At 67.1% G+C, this 20087-nt stretch carries 18 protein-coding genes; 4 read left to right on the plus strand and 14 right to left on the minus strand.

Going from position 1 to position 20087, the window contains the following annotated elements; genetic code table 11:
- Nucleotides 1–961 (plus strand): LLM class flavin-dependent oxidoreductase (locus FR943_RS02965; protein WP_217154827.1); only part of this gene is annotated, 961 nt, incomplete at its 5' end.
- Between the two features lie 6 nt (nt 962–967).
- Here FR943_RS02965 and FR943_RS02970 read toward each other — a convergent pair.
- The 9 genes from FR943_RS02970 to FR943_RS03010 all read right to left on the minus strand — a co-directional run bounded on the left by FR943_RS02970 (nt 968) and on the right by FR943_RS03010 (nt 10411).
- Nucleotides 968–1909, minus strand: a complete 942-nt coding sequence (locus tag FR943_RS02970) for an alpha/beta hydrolase (RefSeq protein WP_217154828.1) — start codon at nt 1907–1909, stop codon at nt 968–970.
- A gap of 1 nt (nt 1910) precedes the next feature.
- A complete protein-coding gene (locus tag FR943_RS02975) occupies nt 1911–2774 on the minus strand; it encodes an SDR family oxidoreductase (protein ID WP_217154829.1) in 864 nt (287 codons plus the stop codon).
- The gene (locus FR943_RS02980) at nt 2771–3259 is read right to left on the minus strand and encodes a nuclear transport factor 2 family protein (RefSeq protein WP_217154830.1); all 489 of its coding nucleotides are present in this window, start codon (nt 3257–3259) and stop codon (nt 2771–2773) included. Before FR943_RS02980 ends, FR943_RS02975 begins: the two co-directional genes overlap by 4 nt.
- A 68-nt stretch (nt 3260–3327) precedes the next feature.
- Nucleotides 3328–4389 carry an acyl-CoA dehydrogenase family protein gene (locus tag FR943_RS02985; protein WP_217154831.1) on the minus strand — a complete coding sequence of 354 codons (1062 nt, stop codon included), beginning with the start codon at nt 4387–4389 and terminating at the stop codon, nt 3328–3330.
- Nucleotides 4386–5486 carry an acyl-CoA dehydrogenase family protein gene (locus tag FR943_RS02990; RefSeq protein ID WP_308170438.1) on the minus strand — a complete coding sequence of 367 codons (1101 nt, stop codon included), beginning with the start codon at nt 5484–5486 and terminating at the stop codon, nt 4386–4388. The genes FR943_RS02985 and FR943_RS02990 overlap by 4 nt, the downstream gene beginning before the upstream one ends.
- Entirely contained in the window at nt 5483–6259 is a 777-nt protein-coding gene (locus FR943_RS02995) for a crotonase/enoyl-CoA hydratase family protein (RefSeq protein WP_217154833.1), read from the minus strand. The genes FR943_RS02990 and FR943_RS02995 overlap by 4 nt, the downstream gene beginning before the upstream one ends.
- A complete protein-coding gene (locus FR943_RS03000; RefSeq protein WP_217154834.1) occupies nt 6256–7680 on the minus strand; it encodes an aldehyde dehydrogenase family protein in 1425 nt (474 codons plus the stop codon). The genes FR943_RS02995 and FR943_RS03000 overlap by 4 nt, the downstream gene beginning before the upstream one ends.
- Before the next feature lie 26 nt (nt 7681–7706).
- Nucleotides 7707–8813 (minus strand): zinc-binding dehydrogenase, encoded by a 1107-nt coding sequence (locus FR943_RS03005; protein ID WP_217154835.1) that lies wholly within the window; start codon nt 8811–8813, stop codon nt 7707–7709.
- 11 nt (nt 8814–8824) lie between these two features.
- Nucleotides 8825–10411 (minus strand): acyl-CoA synthetase, encoded by a 1587-nt coding sequence (locus tag FR943_RS03010; protein WP_217154836.1) that lies wholly within the window; start codon nt 10409–10411, stop codon nt 8825–8827.
- 103 nt (nt 10412–10514) lie between these two features.
- Between FR943_RS03010 and FR943_RS03015 the strand changes: the two genes are divergently transcribed.
- Nucleotides 10515–12440: a flavin-containing monooxygenase gene (locus FR943_RS03015; protein WP_217154837.1), complete on the plus strand. Its 1926-nt coding sequence runs from the start codon at nt 10515–10517 to the stop codon at nt 12438–12440.
- Entirely contained in the window at nt 12437–13324 is an 888-nt protein-coding gene (locus FR943_RS03020) for an SDR family NAD(P)-dependent oxidoreductase (protein WP_217154838.1), read from the plus strand. The genes FR943_RS03015 and FR943_RS03020 overlap by 4 nt, the downstream gene beginning before the upstream one ends.
- Before the next feature lie 191 nt (nt 13325–13515).
- Here the strand turns inward: FR943_RS03020 and FR943_RS03025 are convergent, their stop codons facing one another.
- Nucleotides 13516–14505, minus strand: a complete 990-nt coding sequence (locus FR943_RS03025) for a Dabb family protein (protein WP_217154839.1) — start codon at nt 14503–14505, stop codon at nt 13516–13518.
- Between the two features lie 100 nt (nt 14506–14605).
- On the opposite strand from FR943_RS03025, the gene FR943_RS03030 reads away from it, so the two are divergent.
- Nucleotides 14606–15811, plus strand: a complete 1206-nt coding sequence (locus FR943_RS03030) for an NADH:flavin oxidoreductase (RefSeq protein ID WP_217154840.1) — start codon at nt 14606–14608, stop codon at nt 15809–15811.
- Here FR943_RS03030 and lipP1 read toward each other — a convergent pair.
- The 4 genes from lipP1 to bphC form a co-directional block, all read right to left on the minus strand.
- Entirely contained in the window at nt 15788–16711 is a 924-nt protein-coding gene (gene lipP1 / locus FR943_RS03035; protein WP_217154841.1) for a LipP1 family hormone-sensitive lipase, read from the minus strand. The two genes, FR943_RS03030 and lipP1, sit on opposite strands and share 24 nt — an antisense overlap.
- A complete protein-coding gene (locus tag FR943_RS03040; protein WP_217154842.1) occupies nt 16708–17547 on the minus strand; it encodes an IclR family transcriptional regulator in 840 nt (279 codons plus the stop codon). Before FR943_RS03040 ends, lipP1 begins: the two co-directional genes overlap by 4 nt.
- A 163-nt stretch (nt 17548–17710) precedes the next feature.
- On the minus strand, nt 17711–19177 hold the full coding sequence (locus FR943_RS03045) for an FAD-dependent oxidoreductase (RefSeq protein ID WP_217154843.1): 1467 nt from the start codon (nt 19175–19177) through the stop codon (nt 17711–17713).
- Entirely contained in the window at nt 19174–20082 is a 909-nt protein-coding gene (bphC, locus tag FR943_RS03050) for a biphenyl-2,3-diol 1,2-dioxygenase (RefSeq protein ID WP_217154844.1), read from the minus strand. The genes FR943_RS03045 and bphC overlap by 4 nt, the downstream gene beginning before the upstream one ends.
- Between the last annotated feature and the right edge of the window lie 5 nt (nt 20083–20087).

Genomic DNA, 20087 nt, shown 5'->3' on the forward strand with positions numbered 1-20087 from the left:
CTACACTGACCGGTGCTCACAGGTGAGGAATTTCAACGAGCACACCTGGGGACGTTCGATGAGCGCAATCATGGGTCTTCCAACCCTGTTCCCGCATGGACGCGAGACGGAGCTTGCGTGGTATCGCAAGATCGACGAAGGGCCGTGGGACGGCCTCGTCACCTACGAACGGGTGCTCTATCCCGACAGCTGGTCGGTCGTCCCGCAGCTGGCCGCCGCGGCAGCGGTGACCGAGCGCGTGCGGCTCTGGACGGATGTCGTTGCGCTCCCGATGCGGGACCCGGTCCTGTTCGCCAAGGATCTGGCGACGGTAGACGTCTTGTCCCGGGGGCGCCTGACGCTCGGAGTTGGCATCGGCGCTTGGGACGAGGACTATCTCGCGGTCGGCAGCCCGCTCGACCGGAAACGTCAACGTATGGACGAGGCTGTGGCGGCGATGCGCAGGGTGTGGGCCCAAGAGCCTCCTGTCGAAGGACACCATCCCGCAGGCCCCCAGCCTGTCCAGGTTGGGGGCATCCCGCTCGTCGCCGGCGTCATCGGCCCGAAGGCGCTCGCCCGAGCTGCGCAGTGGGCTGACGGGGTGAGCGACCCGGCGCACTCACTTCACTTCGACGCCGAGGCTTTGGCTGCGCAGCGTGAGCGAGTCATGGAGGCCTGGCGGGTGGCGGGAAGGACGGACCGGCCGCATTTCTCCGCACCGGTCTGGTTCGCGCTCGGTCCGGACCCGGAGAATCAACTCGGGGAACACGTACAGGATTTCTGGAACCAAGATGTCGACCTCACCGGAGCTGAGTCCTCCTTCCTCACGGCCCCGACCGCAGGCACGTTGAACTGCGGAGCATCAGGGCTCCTCGCCGCCGTGAACGGCGCGCGCGAAGCAGGTCTCGATGAGCTCAGGCTCGTCCCGACGACGGCTGATCCCGACGAAATCGATCGGGCGCGAGAGGTACTCGGTATCTGAACCGCGTCAGAATGCCAGCGGGTGGGCGAACTTCGCCCCCAGTAGGGCACCGACCTCGGCCATCGCCAGACGGCCGCGTGCGGTGGTGTCCGAGCGCATCAGAAAGCCGTGGTACATACCGGGATAGCGGGTGAGTGTGGTCTGGACGCCGGCGTAGCGCAGCCGTTCGGCGTAGCGTTCGCCCCAATCGCGGATCGGGTCGCACGCGCCGGTCACGACGATGGCCGGCGGCAGCCCGCTCAGGTCGCCGGCATACGCCGGAACCTGGTAGGGGTCGCGGGGCGATCCACCGCTGCGATCCACCAGTTCGTGCATGTAGACGATGTCGGCGTGGCTCAGCATCGGTGCGTCCGGCATGGACGTGATCGACGCGGCACCCATGTCGCGGTCCAGGCCGGGATAGAGCAGCACCTGGGCGCAGATTCGCGGACCGTTGTGGTCGCGGGCTGCCAAAGCCACAGCGGCAGCCAGTGATCCGCCGGCGCTGTCACCGACGACAGCAAGGCGCCGTGCGTCGAGGTTCAGGTCGTCGGCATGGTCGGCAACCCACTCGGTGGCCACGTAGGCGTCGTCGAACTGCGCTGGGGGCGGTGACTCGGGGGCCAGTCGGTACTCGACGGCCACCACGGCCGCCCCGCTGGCCCGCGCGAGCTCGCGGGCCGTCGGTTCGAACGAACGGTTGGAACCCATCACCAGCCCGCCGCCGTGCAGGTACACCAGAACCGGCAGGGCGGGCTCGGGGCTGGGCCGGTACAGGCGCAGTGGTATCGGGCCGGCCGGGCCCGGGGCGGTCAGGTCTTCGATGCCCGCCATGGCCGGCATCTCGGGCAGAGGTGCGGATTCCAGGCCGGCCCGCACGGACTGCAGGCCGCGGGCCCGCATGGGAGCGATCTCACCGAACGAGGCGACTCGGGCGGCGGCATCGGGATCCAGTGGTGGATAGGTCATTTCAGTCCTGTGACGGGTCGAAACGGCGCTCGGTCCGTAACCGGGGAGCCTCCTGGGCGCTCAGCACGCGGGCCCGCTCGGCCATCGCCGAACCGACGTAGTCGGGCTGGGTGAGCAGATAGAACCGGCCCTCGGCGGCCTGGTCGAACACCACTCCGGCGGCGGCGAGCGGATCCATCGCCTCGGCCTTGATGTCGAGCATGGCGGTCCGTTGTCCTTCGGCCGCACCGGTATCCCCCGAGTCGACCCCGCCGGCCGACTCGAAGATGTCGGATACCACGGCCCCGGGCAGCACCGCCTGCACGTGCACATGGTGGTCGTGTCCGGCGGCTTGCAGCTCCAGGTGCAGACATTCGGTCAGGGCCAGAACGGCATGCTTGCTCATGATGTAGGGCGCCTGCAACGGGACAACGGCAACACCACCGATCGAGGACAGGTTCCATACCCAGGCCGGTGCGTCGGTGGTCATCATCTTCGGCAGAAATGCCTTGACGCCGTGGAACACTCCGCTGATATTGATGTCAACGATGCGTTGCCAGTTCTCGACCGGGGTGTCCCACAGATATCCGAACTGCTCGATGCCTGCGTTGTTCACCAACAGGCGTACCGGGCCGAGTTCGCGGTAGACGTCGTCGGCCATCGCTTGCACCGCAGCGGCATCACGTACATCGCAGACCACGTCGGTGGCCGAGCCGCCTGCGGCCACAATCTCGTCGCGCAGATCTGCAACGGCAGCGGCGTTGATGTCGACCAGCACCACCGTCATGCCCAACCGGCTGGCATGCCGGGCGAGGCCGGCGCCGATTCCGGCGCCGGCCCCGGTGATGACGGCGACGCCGCCGCCGAAGACCTCTGCGGCGTTCACGCGGATTGGGCGCCGGCGGCGGCCTTGGCGGTGTGCTCGGCGAGCGGGATCGAGTCCTCGGCGTCGAGCACGACGTTCAGCGAGGTGAACACCAGACCTTCGTCCGCCCGCCGGATGCCCGCGTCCACGACTCCGCTGGACACCGCGAACGGAACGTTGTTGGTGATCTGGTTGACGAACAGATAGAAGCGAACCTTGGTGACCTCGCCGTCTATGCCGGTGCGGAACACGTTGGTCGCGTGATGACGGCACGGGTACGGGTTTTCGTTGCGGTGCTCGATGAGCCAGGCCAAGGTCTCGGCCTTGCCGTGCAGTTCTGCAGCCAGCAGGTGCTCGAACGGGCAGGCACCGGAGTCCGAGCGGCTCAGGTACTCCATCTCGTCGGCGAGGCGGGCGCCCACTTCATCGAAGTGGCCCTGGTCGTAGTGGTACCAGAATCCGGAGATGAACTCTTGGACATCGGGCAGGGCGATCTGGTTGCTCATGCCGGCAGTCAACCGGTGATGTGGCGCCGGTAACAGCACCGGTGACCGGTCAGCGGAACATCAAACCGCTATGCGTCGGCGATCAACGCCCAGAGCCGTTGCCGGCCGGCAGCAACGGCACCCGCCGCCACCTGAGTGTCCCAGAAGCGCACGGAGCCGAACTCCGAGCGCCAGGCCAGAGCGGCGCGGGTGAACTCGTGTAGCCGATGTTCATGCGTGGTGCCGATCGCACCGTGCACCTGGTGGGAATTGCGGGTCACGACCGATGCGGCATGCCCGGCGCAGGATCGCGCGGTCGCGATCTGGAAATCCAGTTGAGCTGACTGCCAGTCCGTTCCGATCGCCGTGTGCAGCGCAGCCTCGGTGGCGGCCCGCGCCAGCGCCGACTCTGCGGCCGCATCCGAGATCAGGTTCTGAATCGCCTGGAACTTCGCCAGCGGACGCCCGAACTGCACCCGTGACGCCACATGCTCGACGGACAGCGTCACCGCGCTGTCGAGTGCCGCGCACACCTGGATCGCCCGTACCATCGCCGATTTGCGGCCGAGCTCGTCCACCAGACCGGTAGATACCGGATGGCCGGTGATTCCGGTGGTGTCGACGCTGATCCGGTCGCGTGGTTCGCCGATCAGGTTGGCGCCCGGGGTGAGTGACAGTTCGGCGGTGTCGAACTCGCCGAGCCGGTACTCGTCGCCGGCCGGCCAGAGCACGACGACCCGTTCTGCGTCAGCGGCCCACGGCACAGGTGTGGTGGATTCGCCGCCGGGCGGCAGCACACACACGGTGCGCACGGCGTCGTCGACGGTTTGCCCGGCAGCCTCCAGCAGCCAGCACCCCAGCAGGTCGTGTTCGGCAAGGGGAGCGCGCACGCCATGACGGACTGCGGCAGTGAGCAACTCGGCGGCCTCGAGCCAGCCGGCGCCGCTGCCGCCGGCGTCCTCCGCACCGGTCAACCGGACCAGGCCCAGCGAGTCCAGGCGCTGCCACAGCGCGCGGTCACAGATGACCCGCTCACCGGTCGCTACGGTGCGCGCGGTCTGGCGATAGTCCGCGAAGACACCGTCCATCATGGCCGCCAGGTCGGGGTCCACCGCGGCAGGTGCTTTCGAGGCCAGTTCTGTCGTATTCATCGCATACCCAATCCCCGCGCGATGACCCCGCGCAGCACTTCGTTGGTTCCGCCGCGCAACGTGAAGCCGGGGCGTTGATCCACCGCGGTGGCCACCAGTTCGGCCCACTCGGCGTCCCCGGTGGTGTCATCTCCGGTCTGTTGGTCGGCGAACTCGGCGATGTCGCCCTCGAGGGTGGTGCCGAGGACCTTGACGACGGCTGCCGGAACGTCGGGGTTCTCGCCGCGCTGCAGGGCGCCGGCCACCGCGGTCGACATGTGGTGCAGTCCGGCCACTCGTGCGACCAGACGCCCCAATTCGGCATCATCTGACGTGTTTTCGAGTGCGAACGCGAGCAGGGGGAACGTCGACAGGAATCGTTCGGGTCCACTCCGCTCGAAGCTCAGCTCGGAGGTGACCTGGGTCCAGCCGCGGCCGATCTCGCCGAAGACCAGGGCATCGGGGATGAACACCTCATCGAGCACGACCTCGTTGAAGTGGTGCCCGCCGTTCATCGAGACGATGGGGCGGACCTGCACGCCGGGGGCGTGCAGGTCGACGATGAACTGGCTCAACCCGGCATGCCGGTGCGCCGGATCGACCGGTTCGGTGCGGGCCAGCACGATGAACGCATGAGCGTGGTGAGCACCCGAGGTCCACACCTTGGTACCGGTGATCGACCACCCACCATCGACCCGTGTCGCACGGGTGCGGACGCTCGCCAGATCCGAGCCGGAATCCGGTTCGCTCATCCCGATTCCGAAGAAACACTCACCACGCACGATCCGAGGCAAGAACTCTGACTTCTGCTCTTCTGTCCCGTATTTCAGCAGCGATGGCACGATCTGGCGGTCGGCGATCCAGTGGGCGGCCACCGGGGCGCCCGCGGCCAGCAGTTCCTCGGTCACGACGAACCGTTCCTGAAACGAGCGTCCGTGACCGCCGTAGTGCACGGGGACCGTCATGCCCAGCCAGCCCTGCTTGGCCAGGGACGCGGTGAAATTCTCGTCCCATCCGCACAACCAGGCATCCACCGACGGCGTGAAGGCGCCTGCGGCCAACTGCTCGGCCAGGAATTCGCGGACCTGGTTTCGCAATTCGAAGTACGGGCCACTCACGCCGTTCTCCACTTCGCGATGCGCTGCTCGTGTTCGGTGTCGTGGTGGGCGAGTGGTTGCATCGCCGCGGCCATCGACAGTGTGGATTCCAGCGATCCGGTGACCGATTCCTGCAGCAGCCGTTTGGCCATCCGCAGCGCGTGCGGCGGGTTGGCGGCGATCCTGCCGGACAGCTTGCGGGCCTCCGGCAGCAGATCGTCGTGGGCCACCACCCGGCTGACCAGCCCCCATTCCAATGCCGTTGCGGCGTCGATTCGTTCTCCGGTAAAGGTCAGTTCGGCGGCGCGGGCGTAGCCGATGGCGCGCGGCAGGAACCAGGTGCCGCCATCGCCCGGGATGAGGCCGAGCTGCACGAAGCTCTCGGCGAAAGATGCTCGCTCGGAGGCGATCCGGATGTCGCACATCATGGCCAGATCGCAACCGGCGCCGATGGCCGCGCCGTTGACCGCGGCGATCAGCGGCACCTCGAGGCGACCCAGGGCACGTGGGATCCGTTGGATCCCATCGATGTAGGCCCGACGCTGGTCGATGGCATCCAGGCCGAACATGCCTCGGCGGTCGGCCATCTCCTTGACGTTGCCGCCGGCGGAGAAGATCTTGCCCGCACCGGTGAGGATGACAGCGCGGACGGTGGTGTCCCGGTTAGCCGCATCCACACCGGTTTCGAACGCCGCGATGACGTTCTTGTCGGTGATGGCGTTAGCGACCTCGGGTAGGTCGATCGTCCAGAGTTGGACGGGTCCGTCGGTCTGGACGTTCAGCGGCGAGCTCACGCGTCCCCCTTGAGCTGAAGAGACTTGGTCTGCAGGTACTCCTCGAAGCCGAACCGACCCAGTTCGCGGCCGATCCCGGACTTCTTGTAACCGCCGAACGGGGCGGCCGGGTTGTAGGCGCCGCCGTTGATGTCGAGCTGGCCGGTCTGCACCTGGCGGGCGAACGCGATCGCCTCCTCGTCGCTGCCGGCCCACACCGCGCCCGAGAGACCGTACGGGGTGCCATTGGCGATGCGCAGCGCGTCGTCGGCATCGGTGTAGGGGATCACCGCTAGCACCGGGCCGAACACCTCTTCCTGTCCCAGCTCGGAGCTCGGGTCTACGTCGGCGAAAACCGTTGGGGCCACGAAGAACCCGATGTCGCGGACTGGCTCCGCACCGCCGGTCAGTAGCCGGGCACCGTCACGCTGGGCGCGTTCGATGAATCCACGCACCGTTTCGAACTGTGAGCGCGACGCCGACGGCCCGATGCGGGTCGCCGGGTCCCGCGGGTCGCCCACGGTGTAGCGCGACACCGCGGACTCGATCAGGTCCAGCGCTTCGCCGTAGCGGTTCTGCGGCACCAGCATCCTGGTCCATGCCATGCAGGTCTGGCCCCCGTTGAGGAACGCGTTGCCGACGCCCACCTTCACCGCGGTGGCCAGGTCGGCGCCGTCGAGGATCACGTTGGCAGATTTGCCGCCGAGCTCCAGGGCGACCTTCTTGATCGACTGGCCGGCCAGTTCTCCCACCCGCGCACCGACCCCGGTCGAGCCGGTGAACGAGACGAAGTCGACGTCCGGGTGGGCCGCGATGTGTTCGCCGATCACCCGACCCGGACCCGACACCAGGTTGACCGTCCCGGGCGGCAGGCCCGCGTCCTCGCACGCCTCGACGAACGCGAACACCGACAGCGGGGCCTCGTTGCTGGGCTTGAGCACGACGGTGCACCCCGCAGCGATGGCCGGCAACACCTTGGCGACCACCTGGTAGAGCGGATAGTTCCACGGGGTGATCGCCCCGACGACGCCGTAGGGCTCGCGCAGCACCAGCGAATTGCCCATGCGTTCCTCGAACTCGAACGTGTCCAGCACCTCGGCGAAGCCCTTGGCCACCGCGAGCGGCACCTGCGTCTGCACCGTCTGCGCGATCCGCGCCGGGGCACCCATCTCGGCGGTGATGAGTTCGGCGATGTCGGGCAGGCGCTTCTCCATCGCGGCGATCACCCGGCTCAGCCGCTCCCGGCGCTCGGCGACGGAGATCAGCGGATCGAAGGCCCGCTGGGCCGCGGCCACCGCGGCGTCGACATCGGCGGCGCTGCCGTTGGGCACGTGGCCGATCACGGCTTCGGTCGCGGGGTCGACGACGTCGATAACCCCGTTTTCCGAAGGGGTGGTCCATCGGCCGTCGATGAACAGTTTGTCGTGTTCGAAAGTGGGCACAGTCGTCCTTAGCTGCGTGGAAGGGTTCAGGGGATCAGGCTGGCGCGGATATCGCGCTTGCCGTCGGCCGCGGTGAAGGCGGCATTGATGTCGTCGAGCGAATACGATGCTGCGGCAAGCCGTTCGAACGGCAGCTGGTGCTGATAGCGGTCAAGGAAAGCCAACGCACGGGACAGCACGGCCGGGTCATACAGCGAGACACCCACCATGGTCTTGTTGGTGAAGACGAACCGGGATGGGTCGAATTCGAAGGTTTTGCCGATATTGATGTTGCCGATCTCGACGTACCGGCCGAACTGCGCCAGCATCTGCAACCCTTCGTCGATGGCCGACGGATGGCCGACGACCTCGACCGCCACGTCGGCGCCCTGGCCGTCGGTCAACTTGCGTACCGCTTTGGCGCGGTCCTTGGGCGTGGCGACCTCGTTGAGGTCGATCACCGAGTCAGCTCCGAATGCAGTTGCCAGTTCCAACCTTTCGGGAATGCCGTCGATGGCGATCACGTTGTCCGCCCCGCGGGCTTTGGCCACGGCCACCGCGTAGAGACCGAGTGCGCCGGCTCCCTGAACCACTACGTGCTCGCCGAGTTGCAGATCGACCCGTTCGAGGCCGTACATGACCTGCGACAGCGCGCAGTTCGCGCCCGCGGCGATATCGTCGCTGACCGAATCGGGCACGGTGTAGACCACTGCGCCCGCCGGCAACAGGTAGTAGTCGCCATAGCCGCCGACGAAATACGGCGGTTCGTCGGCGCGACCCAGCATGGCCATCTTCAGGTTCATGCAGGCGTTGCGTCGCCCCGCCAGGCAGTTGCGGCATTTGTGACAGCAGTAGAAGTAGGGGAACACCACCCGGGTGCCCTGGGTCAACGGCTTGCCGTTGGAGTCGGTCGCCACCCCCTCACCCAGAACCTCGATCGCACCGACCATTTCATGCCCCAGCACCGTGGGCAGCTGCCCGCCCAGGCCGCGGGTGGCGAAGGTGCCGTGCCAGGCGTGCACGTCCGATCCGCAGATGTTCGCCCGCAGGACCCGGATCAGTATCTCCCCGGGGCCGACGTCGGGCAGGGTGACGGTCTGGATCTGGAACGGCTTTCCGGGTTCGTCGAAGCGTGCGATGCGGCCGGTGTACACGGTAAATCCCTTCAGTTGCTTGTGAATTCGAGGCTGAACCGCTGCCGCAGATCGCGTTTGAGCAGTTTGCCGCTGGGGTTCTTCGGCAGGGAGTCGACGAAGAACACCTGTTTGGGGGTCTTGAAGCCGGCAAGGTGGTCACGGCAGTGGGCGAGCACATCGTCTTCGGTCAGGTTGGCGCCGGCCCGGGCCACCACCGCGGCGACCACAGCCTCCACCCAGATCGGATGCGCCACCCCGAACACCGCGGCTTCCTCGATGCCGTTGTGCCGGTATAGAACTTCTTCGACCTCGCGACTGGCGACGTTCTCACCGCCGGACTTGATCATGTCCTTCTTGCGGTCGACGACGTGCAGCAGGCCGTGCTCGTCGTAGAAGCCCAGATCTCCGGAGTGGAACCAGCCGCCGGCGAAGGCCTCGGCGGTCTTGTCCTCGTCGTCGAGGTAGCCCAGCATGAGATGCGGGCTGCGGTGGGCGATCTCGCCGACGGTACCGGCGGTAACCGGCGCATTGCCCTCATCGAGGATGACGGTTTCGACGTTGACGACGGGCCGGCCGGCCGCCCCGGCATGAGCATCCTGCTCATCGGGTCCCAGAGCCGAGGCCAGCGGGGCCATCTCGGTCTGGCCGTAGAAGTTCCACAGCCGAAGGTTGGGCAGCCGCCGGCGCATCTCGTGCAGGATCTCGGTCGGCATGGGGGAGGCGCCATAGTAGCCCTTGCGCAGGCTGGACAGGTCCACCTCGTCGAACACCGGGCTGCGCAGCAGGCTGATCCACACTGTCGGGGGCGCAAAGTAATTGGTGACGCCGTAGCGCTCGATGGTGCGCAGCACCAGCTCGGGGTCCGGTCGCGGCACGATGATGCTGGTGGCGCCCAGGTAGATGTCGGTGGCCAGAAAGTTGTCCAGCTGCGCGCAGTGATAGAGCGGCAGGGAATGGATTTCGACATCGTCGCCGGACATCGAACCGGCCACGATGGTGCTGATGTACTGCCACATCAAGCTGCGGCTGCTGTGCATGACACCTTTGGGACGCGACTCGGTGCCGCTGGTGTACATCACCCGCAGCAGCTGATCGTCGTCGATCCGGCAGCCGGGAACATCGGCGGTGGTGGTGAGCCACTCGGCGAAATCAGGCCAGTCGTCGGGACGTGACTGGTCGGAGGGGACGAGCGCCGCCCGGGTGCGGACCGCTGTCCCCGCTGTCATGGCCTGTTCGGCGATCGGAGTCAGGCCCGCTTCGACGATGAATCCGGTAGCTCCGCTGTGGCCGAGGATGTAGGCGATCTCCTCGGGCGTCAGCATGAAATTGATCGGCACCAGGACGACTCCGGCGCGGGCGGTGGCGAGCGCCAGGACCGCGTACTGCCAGCAGTTGCGCGACAACAACGCGACCCGGTGACCCGGGAGCAACCCGTTCTCGTGCAAGGCTGCGGCGGCGCGGTCCACCAGCCGATCGAATTCGGCGAAGCTCAGTACCACGTCGCCATCGATGATGGCGGTCTTGTCCGGCTGCTTGCGGGCCGAGCGGCGGGGGATGTCCGCGAGGCTGTGGCTGCGTGCCTGGGCGATGACGGCGGCCAGGTCGTCGGAATGCATGGTCGGCAGAGTAGGCACGCCACCGGTGCTCACGGGGGTTCGTCTCCCGCTCAGTAGACAGGGTGGGCGCGGTCAGGACACAAATCCTTCGATACTCGATCCCATGACCGCTACCACTGAATCCTCGTCACTCGCGGATCGTGCCCAAGATCCAGATGTTCTGCGCGCCCATCTTCTGGAGGCGGACCCCGGTGTCCTGGTCGCGGTGCTGGCGCAGATGACGGGTGATCCTGCGGTCATCGATCGGTACGAAGCCAAGATCGACCACGTGCCCGATCCGCCCGAGCGGGCCGGAGCCACCGATCCCCAGACCGCCGCGACGCTGGCCGACGAGATCGTGGCCGCGCTCGGCCGGGCCCGTCCCGCCGATGGGCTGCCGGTCGACGACCGCGACTTCTTCGCCCGGCTGCTGCCGGTCGTCCTGGGTGGCCCGGTCGACGACGAGCACGTCGACCTGCTGTTGGAACAAGGTGGTTTTCGCCCGTCGCAGCCTACGTTGCCCCGTACTACACCGATTCCTGAGACCACGACTGTCGCGATCATCGGTGCGGGCATCGCCGGCCTGGCGGTGGCACTGGCTGCCGCCGAGGAAGGGGTGCAGTTCCAGATCTTCGACCGCAACGAGGAGGTCGGCGGTACCTGGTTGACCACCAGGTATCCGGGCATCGGGGTGGATACCCCCTCGGCGTACTACTCGCTGTCGCGTGAGGTGAACCCGGACTGGTCGAACTACTATCCGCAGGGTGCGGAGTACCAGGCCTATCTGGTGTCGCTGGCCGACAAGCACGATCTGCGCCGCCACATCCGGTTCGGCACCGAGGTCGAGGCCCTGTGGTGGGACGAAGCGCGTCAGCAGTGGGAGATCCACTCCCGCACGGCCGACGGTACCCGGTCGGTCGATCACGCCACCGTCGTCGTCACCGCCGCCGGATACCTGAACCGTCCGCGCTTCCCCGACCTCAAAGGGCGAGACAGCTTTGCGGGCATCAGCATTCACTCGGCGCAATGGGACCCGGAACTGGATCTGGCGGGCAAGAAGGTCGCGGTGATCGGTGCTGGTTGCACTGCGGTGCAGATCGTCGATGCCTGCGTCGACGAAGTCGAGCATCTGACGGTGTTCCAACGTCAGCCGCACTGGGTCGCGCCGCGTAAGCGCCTGTCCGACGAGGTCCCCGAACACCGCCGCTACCTGGGCCGAGTGCTGCCGTACTACGCGATGTGGCACCGGCTGAAGTCGTATTGGGGCACCGCGGACAACAATTACCCGATCATCTTGCAAGATCCCGAATGGTCGAAAACGCATCTGTCGATCTCGCCGGCCAACGACGTGCTCCTGCAGATGTGCCTGGACTACATCGAGCGGATGTTCGGTGCCGGAACAGAACTGGCCAAGAAGGTGACCCCGGATTTCGCGCCGTACGGCAAGCGGATCATCCGTGACCCGGGCGGTTACTACGCTGCGCTGACCCGCGACCACGTCGATGTGGAGGCCAGCGAGCCTGCCGAAGTCAACGAGCGGGGCATCGTGACCGCCGACGGCCGCCAGATCGACCTCGACGTCATCATCTACGCCACCGGCTACCATCTGGATTTCCTGTCCACCGTGGACATCCGGGGCCGTGACGGCACGACCCTGGCCCAGGTGTGGGGTGACAGCCCCAGCGCGTACCGCGGCGGCACCGTGCCGGGATTCCCGAACCTGTTCATCACCTCTGCACCCAACTACAGCCCGGGACATGGTGCGGGGGCAAACTTTTCGATGGAGATCCTGGCGCACTACATCGTGGAGTGCCTGCAGCTGATGGCATTGCGTGAGGCGTCGACGATGGAGGTAACTCAGGCCGCGTTCGACGATTACGTCGACGGGATCGATCGGACCATGCAGGGCACGGTGTGGTGCCATACGCCCAATGCCCACACCTACTACCGGTCTCAGTCCGGACGCGTCGTGGTGGCCACGCCGTATCGTCTGGTGGATCTGTGGCACCAACATCGCGCACCGATCGAAGAGGATTTCGTTCTCCGATGAGCCAGATCCTCGCCGGTAAAACGGCATTGGTCACCGGCAGCAGCCGCGGTATCGGCCGTGCGATCGCGCAGCGGCTGGCGGCCGAAGGCGCGACAGTGGCGGTGACCGCGCGTTCGGCCACTCCGACCCCGTCCACGCGGGCCGGGGTCACCGAGGCGATACCTGGAACCATCCAGGAAACCATCGCCCTCATCGAAAAGGCCGGCGGGTCGGCCCTCGGACTGACCGCCGACCTGGAGGACGCGACGGCACGCGACGGCCTCATCGAGGCCGTGGTCGAGCGCACGGGCCGGCTGGACATCCTGGTCAACAACGCCGGCTATGCCGATTACTCGGTGGTCGAGGATATGCCCGACGAGACCTTCGATCGCACCGTCGAGCACTACCTGAAGGTACCGTTCGCGCTGACGAAAGCGGCTGTGCCGCACATGCGTACGCAGGGTGCCGGCTGGATCGTCAACATCGGCTCGGTGACGGGAGTGGCGCCCGTCCGGCCCTACCGGGACTACAACAAGACCGCCGGCGACGTCATCTACGCATCGTGCAAGGCTGCGCTGCACCGGTTCACCCAGGGGGTGGCCGCCGAGCTGCTGGACGCCGACATCGCGGTGAACTGCGTGGGCCCGTCCACCGCCGTGCGCACCCCGGGCGCGGACTCGCTGATTCCGGAGAGCTTTCCGACCGAGCCCGTCGAGTACCTGGCCGAAACGGTATTGGCGATGTGCCACCTGCCCGCCGCGGAGCGGACCGGTCTGGTGGCATTCAGCCTGCACTATCCGTGGTCGCAGCAACTTCCGGTGTACTCGCTGGACGGCGGCACGGTCTTGCCGCCACTGCAGCCACCGGCGGCGGCGAATCCCAATATCTTGCCCGCCGGGATATAAGGCTGCCGGCCGGGTTTCTCTCGGCGTGCCTCGTCAAACCCATTGTGGCTGTTCAGTGTTGCCCCTCACGCACCTTTAGACGCATCAGCATTATCCGCCCAGTGTCCAGCTGCCAGCGACACTGTCTCTGATAGGCGGGCAAGTCGACACCTGCTTTGGCCACGCGACGCGCCGAAGGGGCGCAACCCGTCTCAGATACCTGCCGGCAGTACCGGGTGGTTCAGTTCACAGAAGCTGTGGCACACCCGGTCGCGGACGATCATGTCGGTGGTCTCGGGATCGAACCAGCGGTCGACCACCGCCCAATGGATCGGGTGCATGAGGTAGGGGCCCATCAGACCGTCGACGTCGGTGAACTCCTGCTCGAAGACGTGGGTCCATTCGCTGGTGCCGATGGCCTGCTCGACCCGGCTCAGCTGCCAGGCGGCGATGGTCGGAACGTAGCGCGGCATCAACGTGAGCTCGCGTTCGAATGCTGCGACCGTCTCAGCCTCTACCTCGGCAGAGACGCGCAGCAGCAGGGCGCGGTACACGGTGCCGCTGCCGCGGCGCATCGGTGATCCGTGGTAGGTGACCCCGTTGACCCGGGTGATCGCCGGATCGGTCAGCGCGGCGTCGAAACGACTGTTCTCCCAGTCACTGTCGCAGGCAAACCGCAGATGGACCAGGATGTCGCCACCGTTGCGCGACCCGGGCAGCGTCGGCTCCACCACTGAGCGCAGCGCACCGCTGCGTTCGGCGGCGTCACGCAGGGCGCCCAGGATGCGGCTGCGCTCGGACTCGTCGACGTCGATCAGGCGGGTGACCCCGAATGTGGCCGCGCCGGTGGATGTGGCGGCCGAGGCGAGTGCGGTGACGTCGACGTCGCCGGAGGCGGATGCAACCTCGCGTGTGCGTTCCACCACCAGATCGGTGATGCTGTCCCACCACCGCGCCACGCTGGGATCAGGCCGGCCCCGCCAGGTCATCTGCCACCAGGCTTCAGGGCTCGGCAGCGTCCAGGTGATCGTGACCACGTTGGACCGGTCGTCGAACCAGATGGGCGGGCTGACCAGGACATTGCGCAGGGTCATGCCGCGGTCACGGGCGCCCGGGGCGTACCCGGCCAGGTAGGCGTCAACGAACTTCTGGGCGCAGCCCGGGGCGGTGACCACCCGGTCGATGACGAAAACCTCGGCCATGACGCGAGATTACGACGGGACAGCTGGATCCTCGGGTAGCGTTCCCGGCCATCGGGACACCACCGTTGACGGCCGGGGGAGCCGGGGCGAAGGTGTGCCGATGACCGATTCGTTCAGTCCGGCTCAGCTGGGTCCCGTGACATTGCGCAACCGGGTGATCAAGGCCGCCACGTCCGAAGGCCGCTCACCGCACGGTCTGGTCACCGACGACCTGATCGACTTCCACCGCAGCTTCGCCGAGGGCGGTGTCGGGATGACCACGGTCGCCTACTGCTGCGTGTCGCCCGAGGGCGCGAGCGCACCCGGGCAGATCGTCATGGACGCCAAGGCGCTGCCGGGCCTGCGTCGCCTCACCGATGTGGTACACGGTGCGGGGGCGGCCATTTCGGCGCAACTCGGGCACGCCGGGGTGGTGGCGCAGAAGAAGTTGACCGGGGTCACCGCGGTGGCGCCCAGCCGGTTTGTCAACCCGACCTCGTTCGCCTACTGCCGCGAGATCACCCGCACCGAGATCGCCCGAGTGATCGATCAGTTCGGTGCCGCCGCGCAGGTAGCCGTCGACGCCGGATTCGACGCCGTCGAACTGCACTTCGGCCACCTCTACCTGCCCAGCTCTTTCCTGAGCCCGCTGATCAACCGTCGTAAGGACGAGTACGGCGGTGACATCGACAACCGTTCGCGGTTCGTCCGGGAGATTGCGACGCGGGTGCGCGAGGTGGTGGGTGACCGGATCGCGGTGATCGCCAAGCTGGACATGGACGACGGCCTGCCGGGCAGTATTTGGATCGACGAGGCACTGCGTACCGCTCAACTCCTCGACGCCGACGCCACCCTCGATGCCCTCGAGCTGACTCAGGGTTCGTCGGTGTACAAGCCGATGTACCTGTTCCGCGGCGATGTGCCGGTCAAGGAGTTCGCGAAGGTGATGCCGGCGGCGTTGCGGCCGGCGGTGCGGCTGGTGGGCAAGCAGACGATGGGCGTATACGCGTACCGCGACCTTTACATGCTGGAGGCGGCCCGGCAGTTCGTGCCGGTCATGCGCAACACCAAACTGATTCTGCTGGGCGGCATCAACGATCGTGAACACCTCGAGACCGGGATGCGGGAAGGCTTCGACTTCTTCGCGATGGGCCGGGCGCTGCTGCGCGAACCCGACCGGGTCAACACGATGATCGCCGAGCCCGCCTCACACAGCCGCTGCAACCACAACAACAAGTGCATGGTGACGGTGTTCAGCCGCACCCACTGCGTGCTCGACCCCGAGCAGCGTTACGGCTCGGTGCTAGGAGCCGAGCAGATCACTTAGCGCGCGAGCGGCCTGCCGCCGGGCTCGGTGGGCGATGTCGAGCATCGGCATCGTCATGAACCCGTGGATGCCGCCGTCGAACGCGCAGCGGACGGTATTCACCCCGGCGGCCTCCAAGGCGTCGACGTAGGCGATTCCCTCGTCGCGCAGGGGATCATGGCCGGTGAGCACCACAACGGCAGGCGGCAGCCCGCGCATGTCGCCCTGCAGCGGTGAGGCGTACGGATGCCGCCGATCGGTGACGACGGGGACGTACTGGTCCCAATACCATTGCAACGCCGGGCGCGGGTTGTAGAAGCCTCGTCCGAACATCCGGTAGGAGTCGGTGTCGAAATCTGCGGCGATGACCGGGTACAGCAGGAGTTGCCCGGCCAGGTCCGGCCCGCCGCGGTCGCGAGCCATCAGGGTGGTCACCGCGGCCAGATTGCCGCCCGCGCTGTCCCCGCCCACCGCGACGCGTGCCGGGTCGGCCCCGAAATCGGCGGCGTGCTCGACGGCCCAGCGGGTGGCGGCGTAGAAGTCCTCGGCCGCGGTGGGCCACCGGTGCTCCGGAGCCAGCCGGTAGTCCACCGAAACCACCACGGCGGGAGTCAGATTCGCGAGGTTGCGGCACAACCCGTCGTGGCTGTCGAGATCGCAGAACACGAAGCCGCCACCGTGGGCGAACACCAGCATGGGCAGCGGTCCGGTGGCCTCGGGCCGGTAGACCCGCACATCGATGGATCCGTTGTCGACCGGCACCCGGTGGTCGGCAACGGAGGCGACCGCTTCGGGTTGAGGGTTGGCGACAAATCTGGCGCGGATCTCAGCGCGGGCCTGTGCACCGGTCATCGTGTGTACGGGCGGGAAGCCGGAATCGAGAGTTTCGATGAAATCCGCGATCTGGGGGTCGAGGGTCATGCCGGAAGCAGCGTCGACGTGGGCCGAGGGGCGGCGGGGTGGCCGACGCGAAGTGGCCGCAAGCTCTGCAAGGTCGGAACCACTCGCTGCGGGCCGTCTTCGGCGTTGCGCCAGATGCCCATGGCAGTCATGCGGACCGGAGCGGTCAGCCGCTGGTCGAAGGTCATCCGGTTCATCGGGCCACACACCGACACCGCCGCGACGGCGGCACCGGCCGGGCCGATCGGCGCAGCGACGCAACCGAATCCGGCCAGCGACTCTTCCCGTTCGAACGCCACACCGTGGGCGCGGACCTTGGCCAGCTCGGCGGTGAGCTGTCGTTCGGTGCTGATCGAGAACCGGGTCTTGCGTTCGGCGAAGTCGACGGTAGCCGACGGGTTGTCGGCCAGGATGGCCTTGCCGACAGCGGTGCAGTGGGCGGGCTGACGGCCGCCGATGCGGGTCGGGATGGCGGCCACCATCTGGCCGCCGATCTTCTCCAGGTACACCACGTCGGAACCGTCGAGCACCGCGAGGTGCACGACCAGCCCGGTGGCCCGGTGCAGATCACGCAGCAAAGGAATGGCGGCGCGGTGGATGCGGTCCTGGTGCAGTGCCAGCGAGCCCAGCTCGACCAACCGCATGCCCAGCTCGTAGTCGCGGCCGTCGCGGCGCAGCCACCGCAGGTGCACGAGGCGTTCCAGGATCCGGTGGGCCGACGACCGCGGCAGGCCGGTGCGGCGCACGATCTCGGCCAACGTCAGCCGGCCCGGTCCGTCGAAGACATCGAGGACCAGGGAAACCCGGTCGATGACAGCACTGGGCGTCTCGCCCGCCTTCTCGACAGCCATTGTCATGAGGACCTCCCACATAGAGCTACGTGCCTGGACGGCATATGACTATTAGTCATATGACTGTTTGTAGCATATTGGTGTGGGTGTTGTCACATATCTGTCCGAACGTGAAGAAGGTCGCGAGTTTCCGGAGAAATCTCGCGACCTTCTTCACGTTGGAGAGCAGTTATGCCGTGGCGGCGGCCCGCCCGGCGCGACGACCGTAGAAGCTGCCGTCGCCCAGCGACACCCCGCTGGCATATCCCCAGGCCGCCAGGCCTGCGGTGCAACGTCCGGCAGCGAACAGTCCAGGGATCGGTTCCCCACTGACGTGTAGCACCTCGGCATCGAGGGTGGTGTGCAGGCCGCCGAGGGTGAACCCGCCGGTGGATTCGCGCAGGTCGATGGCGCCAACCGGAGATTTGATCGGAGTGAGCCACTGCGGCTTCTTGTGCAGCAGCGAGTCTTCGCCGCGGGCGGCGCCGTCGTTGTAGGCGGCGACGGTCGATTGCAGGGACCCGGCAGGCAGCCCGATCTCGGCCTCCAGATCCGCGACGGTGTCGGCCACCCACGTCGGCGGCCGCAGCATCAGCTGCGGCGACAGCGAAGCCATCGCCTCCTCCTGCGCGTCACCGTCGATGATCAGATAGGCGGTGTTGTTCTGGTGATACAGCGTCAGCTGACCGACGCGGCCGGGATAGGTGTCCTCGGCCACGTAGCGTTGGCCGCGTTCGTTCACCAGAATCCCGCGCACCAGCTGCTGCGGATCGATAAACAATGCGACCTCGGTGGCATCCATGTGGGCCAGATCGGCACCGAGCGCCTGCGCCATCCGGATGGCCTGCCCGTCGTGCTGCTCGATCGAGGCGGCCGGGCGCCCGGCGATGCGCGGGGCGTACCGCGCCACCATGTCGTCGTTGTAGGCGAAGCTGCCGGTGGCCAGCACCACGCCCCGCCGCGCACGGATATCGATCGAGGTGCCGTAACGCTTGGTCCGGATGCCGACGACGCGACCGTCGGATTCCACGATCAGGGCCTGCACTCGCACGTCGTACAGCGACCGTGCCCCGGCCGCGGTCGCGGTGTCGACGAGGCCCTTCATCAGCATGTAACCGGCGCTGGACTCGCCCTGCTTCTTGTTCTGCATCTGCGGCACGTGCCCGCGCGGTGCCGGCGCGGCGATGGTGTTGAACGGGTACGAGTTCTCCCCACCGCTGTACATGAGGCCCTGGTCGCCCATGGGCTCCCAACCGGGCTCGCCGAAGAACTCGGCCTTGAACGGCACCCCGCAGTCCACCAGCCAGTCGAAATGCGCGACGCTGCCGGAGCAGTAATCGGCGATGCGGCGTTCGTCGGCTCCCGGGCCCATCGCGGCATTGAGAAAGGCCGCCATGTTGTCGACTGAATCCTCGAAGCCACAGGCCTTTTGGATCTCGGTGCCGCCTCCTAGGTAGATGAATCCACCAGCCATGGCTGCAGCCCCGCCCCAGGAGCCGGTGCGCTCCAGCACCAGGACGTCGGCGCCGGCACGCGTCGCCTCCACCGCAGCGGCCGCCCCGGCCACGCCGTAACCGGCGATCACCACGTCGGCCTCGTCGGCCCACTCGGTGATCGCGCCGACCGGAATCGGCCGGATGTCGTCAGTCTGCGTCACGGGCGCATCGCGGCGGGCAGATCGGACACCCACTGGTGACCCCAGTAGCTGTCGGCGGTGATTTCCTCTGCCGTGTAATAGGTTTCGTCGACTCGCATGCCCTCGGTACCGAACTCGATATCCCAGTCGCCGGGGGCGCGCACGTAGAAGGACACCATCTTGTCGTTGGTGTGGCGGCCGAGCGTGGACGACAGCTGGAAGCCCTCGGCGTTGACCCGGTCCAGGGCCTGGCCCACCGCGTCGAGGGTGTCCACCTCCACCATGAGGTGGATCAGCCCGGGATCACGCAGATTCTGTGCGGGACAGATCGCCAGGCTGTGATGGCGCTCGTTGACCCCCATGAACCGGACCCGGATCGGCCCGAACTCCGGCGGTGCCGGGACGCGGAAGGCGCCGCGCGACTTGAAACCCAGTACCTCGGTGTAGAACTGGAACAACCCGTCGACGTCGAGTGCGGGCAGTACCACGTGCCCCAGCCCCTGCTCGCCGGTCACGAACTTCGCGCCGTGCGGGGTGACGACGGGGGAGTGGTCCAGGACCGCGCCGTGGAACACCTCCAAGACGGTGCCGGCCGGATCCTCGAAGGCGATGACCTCCTCGACCCGGCGCGCGTCGGCCTCGTCCAGCGAGAGTTGCTTGAACGGCACACCGGCGGCGTCGAGTGCTGCCTTGACCTGCTCAAGGTCGGCGTGGTCGCGCACCTCCCAGCCGACGGTCACGATCTTGTCGGACTCGCCGGGCACCACGATGATGCGGGCGGCCCGCTCATCCATCCGCAGATACAACGCGGATTCCTCAGGCCCGGTCCCGGTGGCGAAGCCGAGCACATTGAAGGCGAAGTGCCGCCAGCGGTCGATGTCGGTGGCCGCGACGGTGACGTAGCCGAGGCTCTTGATCAGTCCCATGTAGC

The sequence above is a fragment of the [Mycobacterium] fortunisiensis genome, from assembly GCF_019050325.1.
Classification (GTDB): domain Bacteria; phylum Actinomycetota; class Actinomycetes; order Mycobacteriales; family Mycobacteriaceae; genus Mycobacterium; species Mycobacterium fortunisiensis.

Coding starts and splice junctions, on each gene's coding strand:
- FR943_RS03025 (WP_217154839.1), bottom strand. CDS start 14,505: ATGGCCGAGGTTTTCGTCATCGACCGGGTGGTCACCGCCCCGGGCTGC.
- FR943_RS03040 (WP_217154842.1), bottom strand. CDS start 17,547: ATGACAATGGCTGTCGAGAAGGCGGGCGAGACGCCCAGTGCTGTCATC.
- FR943_RS03020 (WP_217154838.1), top strand. CDS start 12,437: ATGAGCCAGATCCTCGCCGGTAAAACGGCATTGGTCACCGGCAGCAGC.
- bphC (WP_217154844.1), bottom strand. CDS start 20,082: ATGGGACTGATCAAGAGCCTCGGCTACGTCACCGTCGCGGCCACCGAC.
- FR943_RS02985 (WP_217154831.1), bottom strand. CDS start 4,389: ATGAATACGACAGAACTGGCCTCGAAAGCACCTGCCGCGGTGGACCCC.
- lipP1 (WP_217154841.1), bottom strand. CDS start 16,711: ATGACCCTCGACCCCCAGATCGCGGATTTCATCGAAACTCTCGATTCC.
- FR943_RS02980 (WP_217154830.1), bottom strand. CDS start 3,259: ATGAGCAACCAGATCGCCCTGCCCGATGTCCAAGAGTTCATCTCCGGA.
- FR943_RS02970 (WP_217154828.1), bottom strand. CDS start 1,909: ATGACCTATCCACCACTGGATCCCGATGCCGCCGCCCGAGTCGCCTCG.
- FR943_RS03015 (WP_217154837.1), top strand. CDS start 10,515: ATGACCGCTACCACTGAATCCTCGTCACTCGCGGATCGTGCCCAAGAT.
- FR943_RS03010 (WP_217154836.1), bottom strand. CDS start 10,411: ATGCATTCCGACGACCTGGCCGCCGTCATCGCCCAGGCACGCAGCCAC.
- FR943_RS03030 (WP_217154840.1), top strand. CDS start 14,606: ATGACCGATTCGTTCAGTCCGGCTCAGCTGGGTCCCGTGACATTGCGC.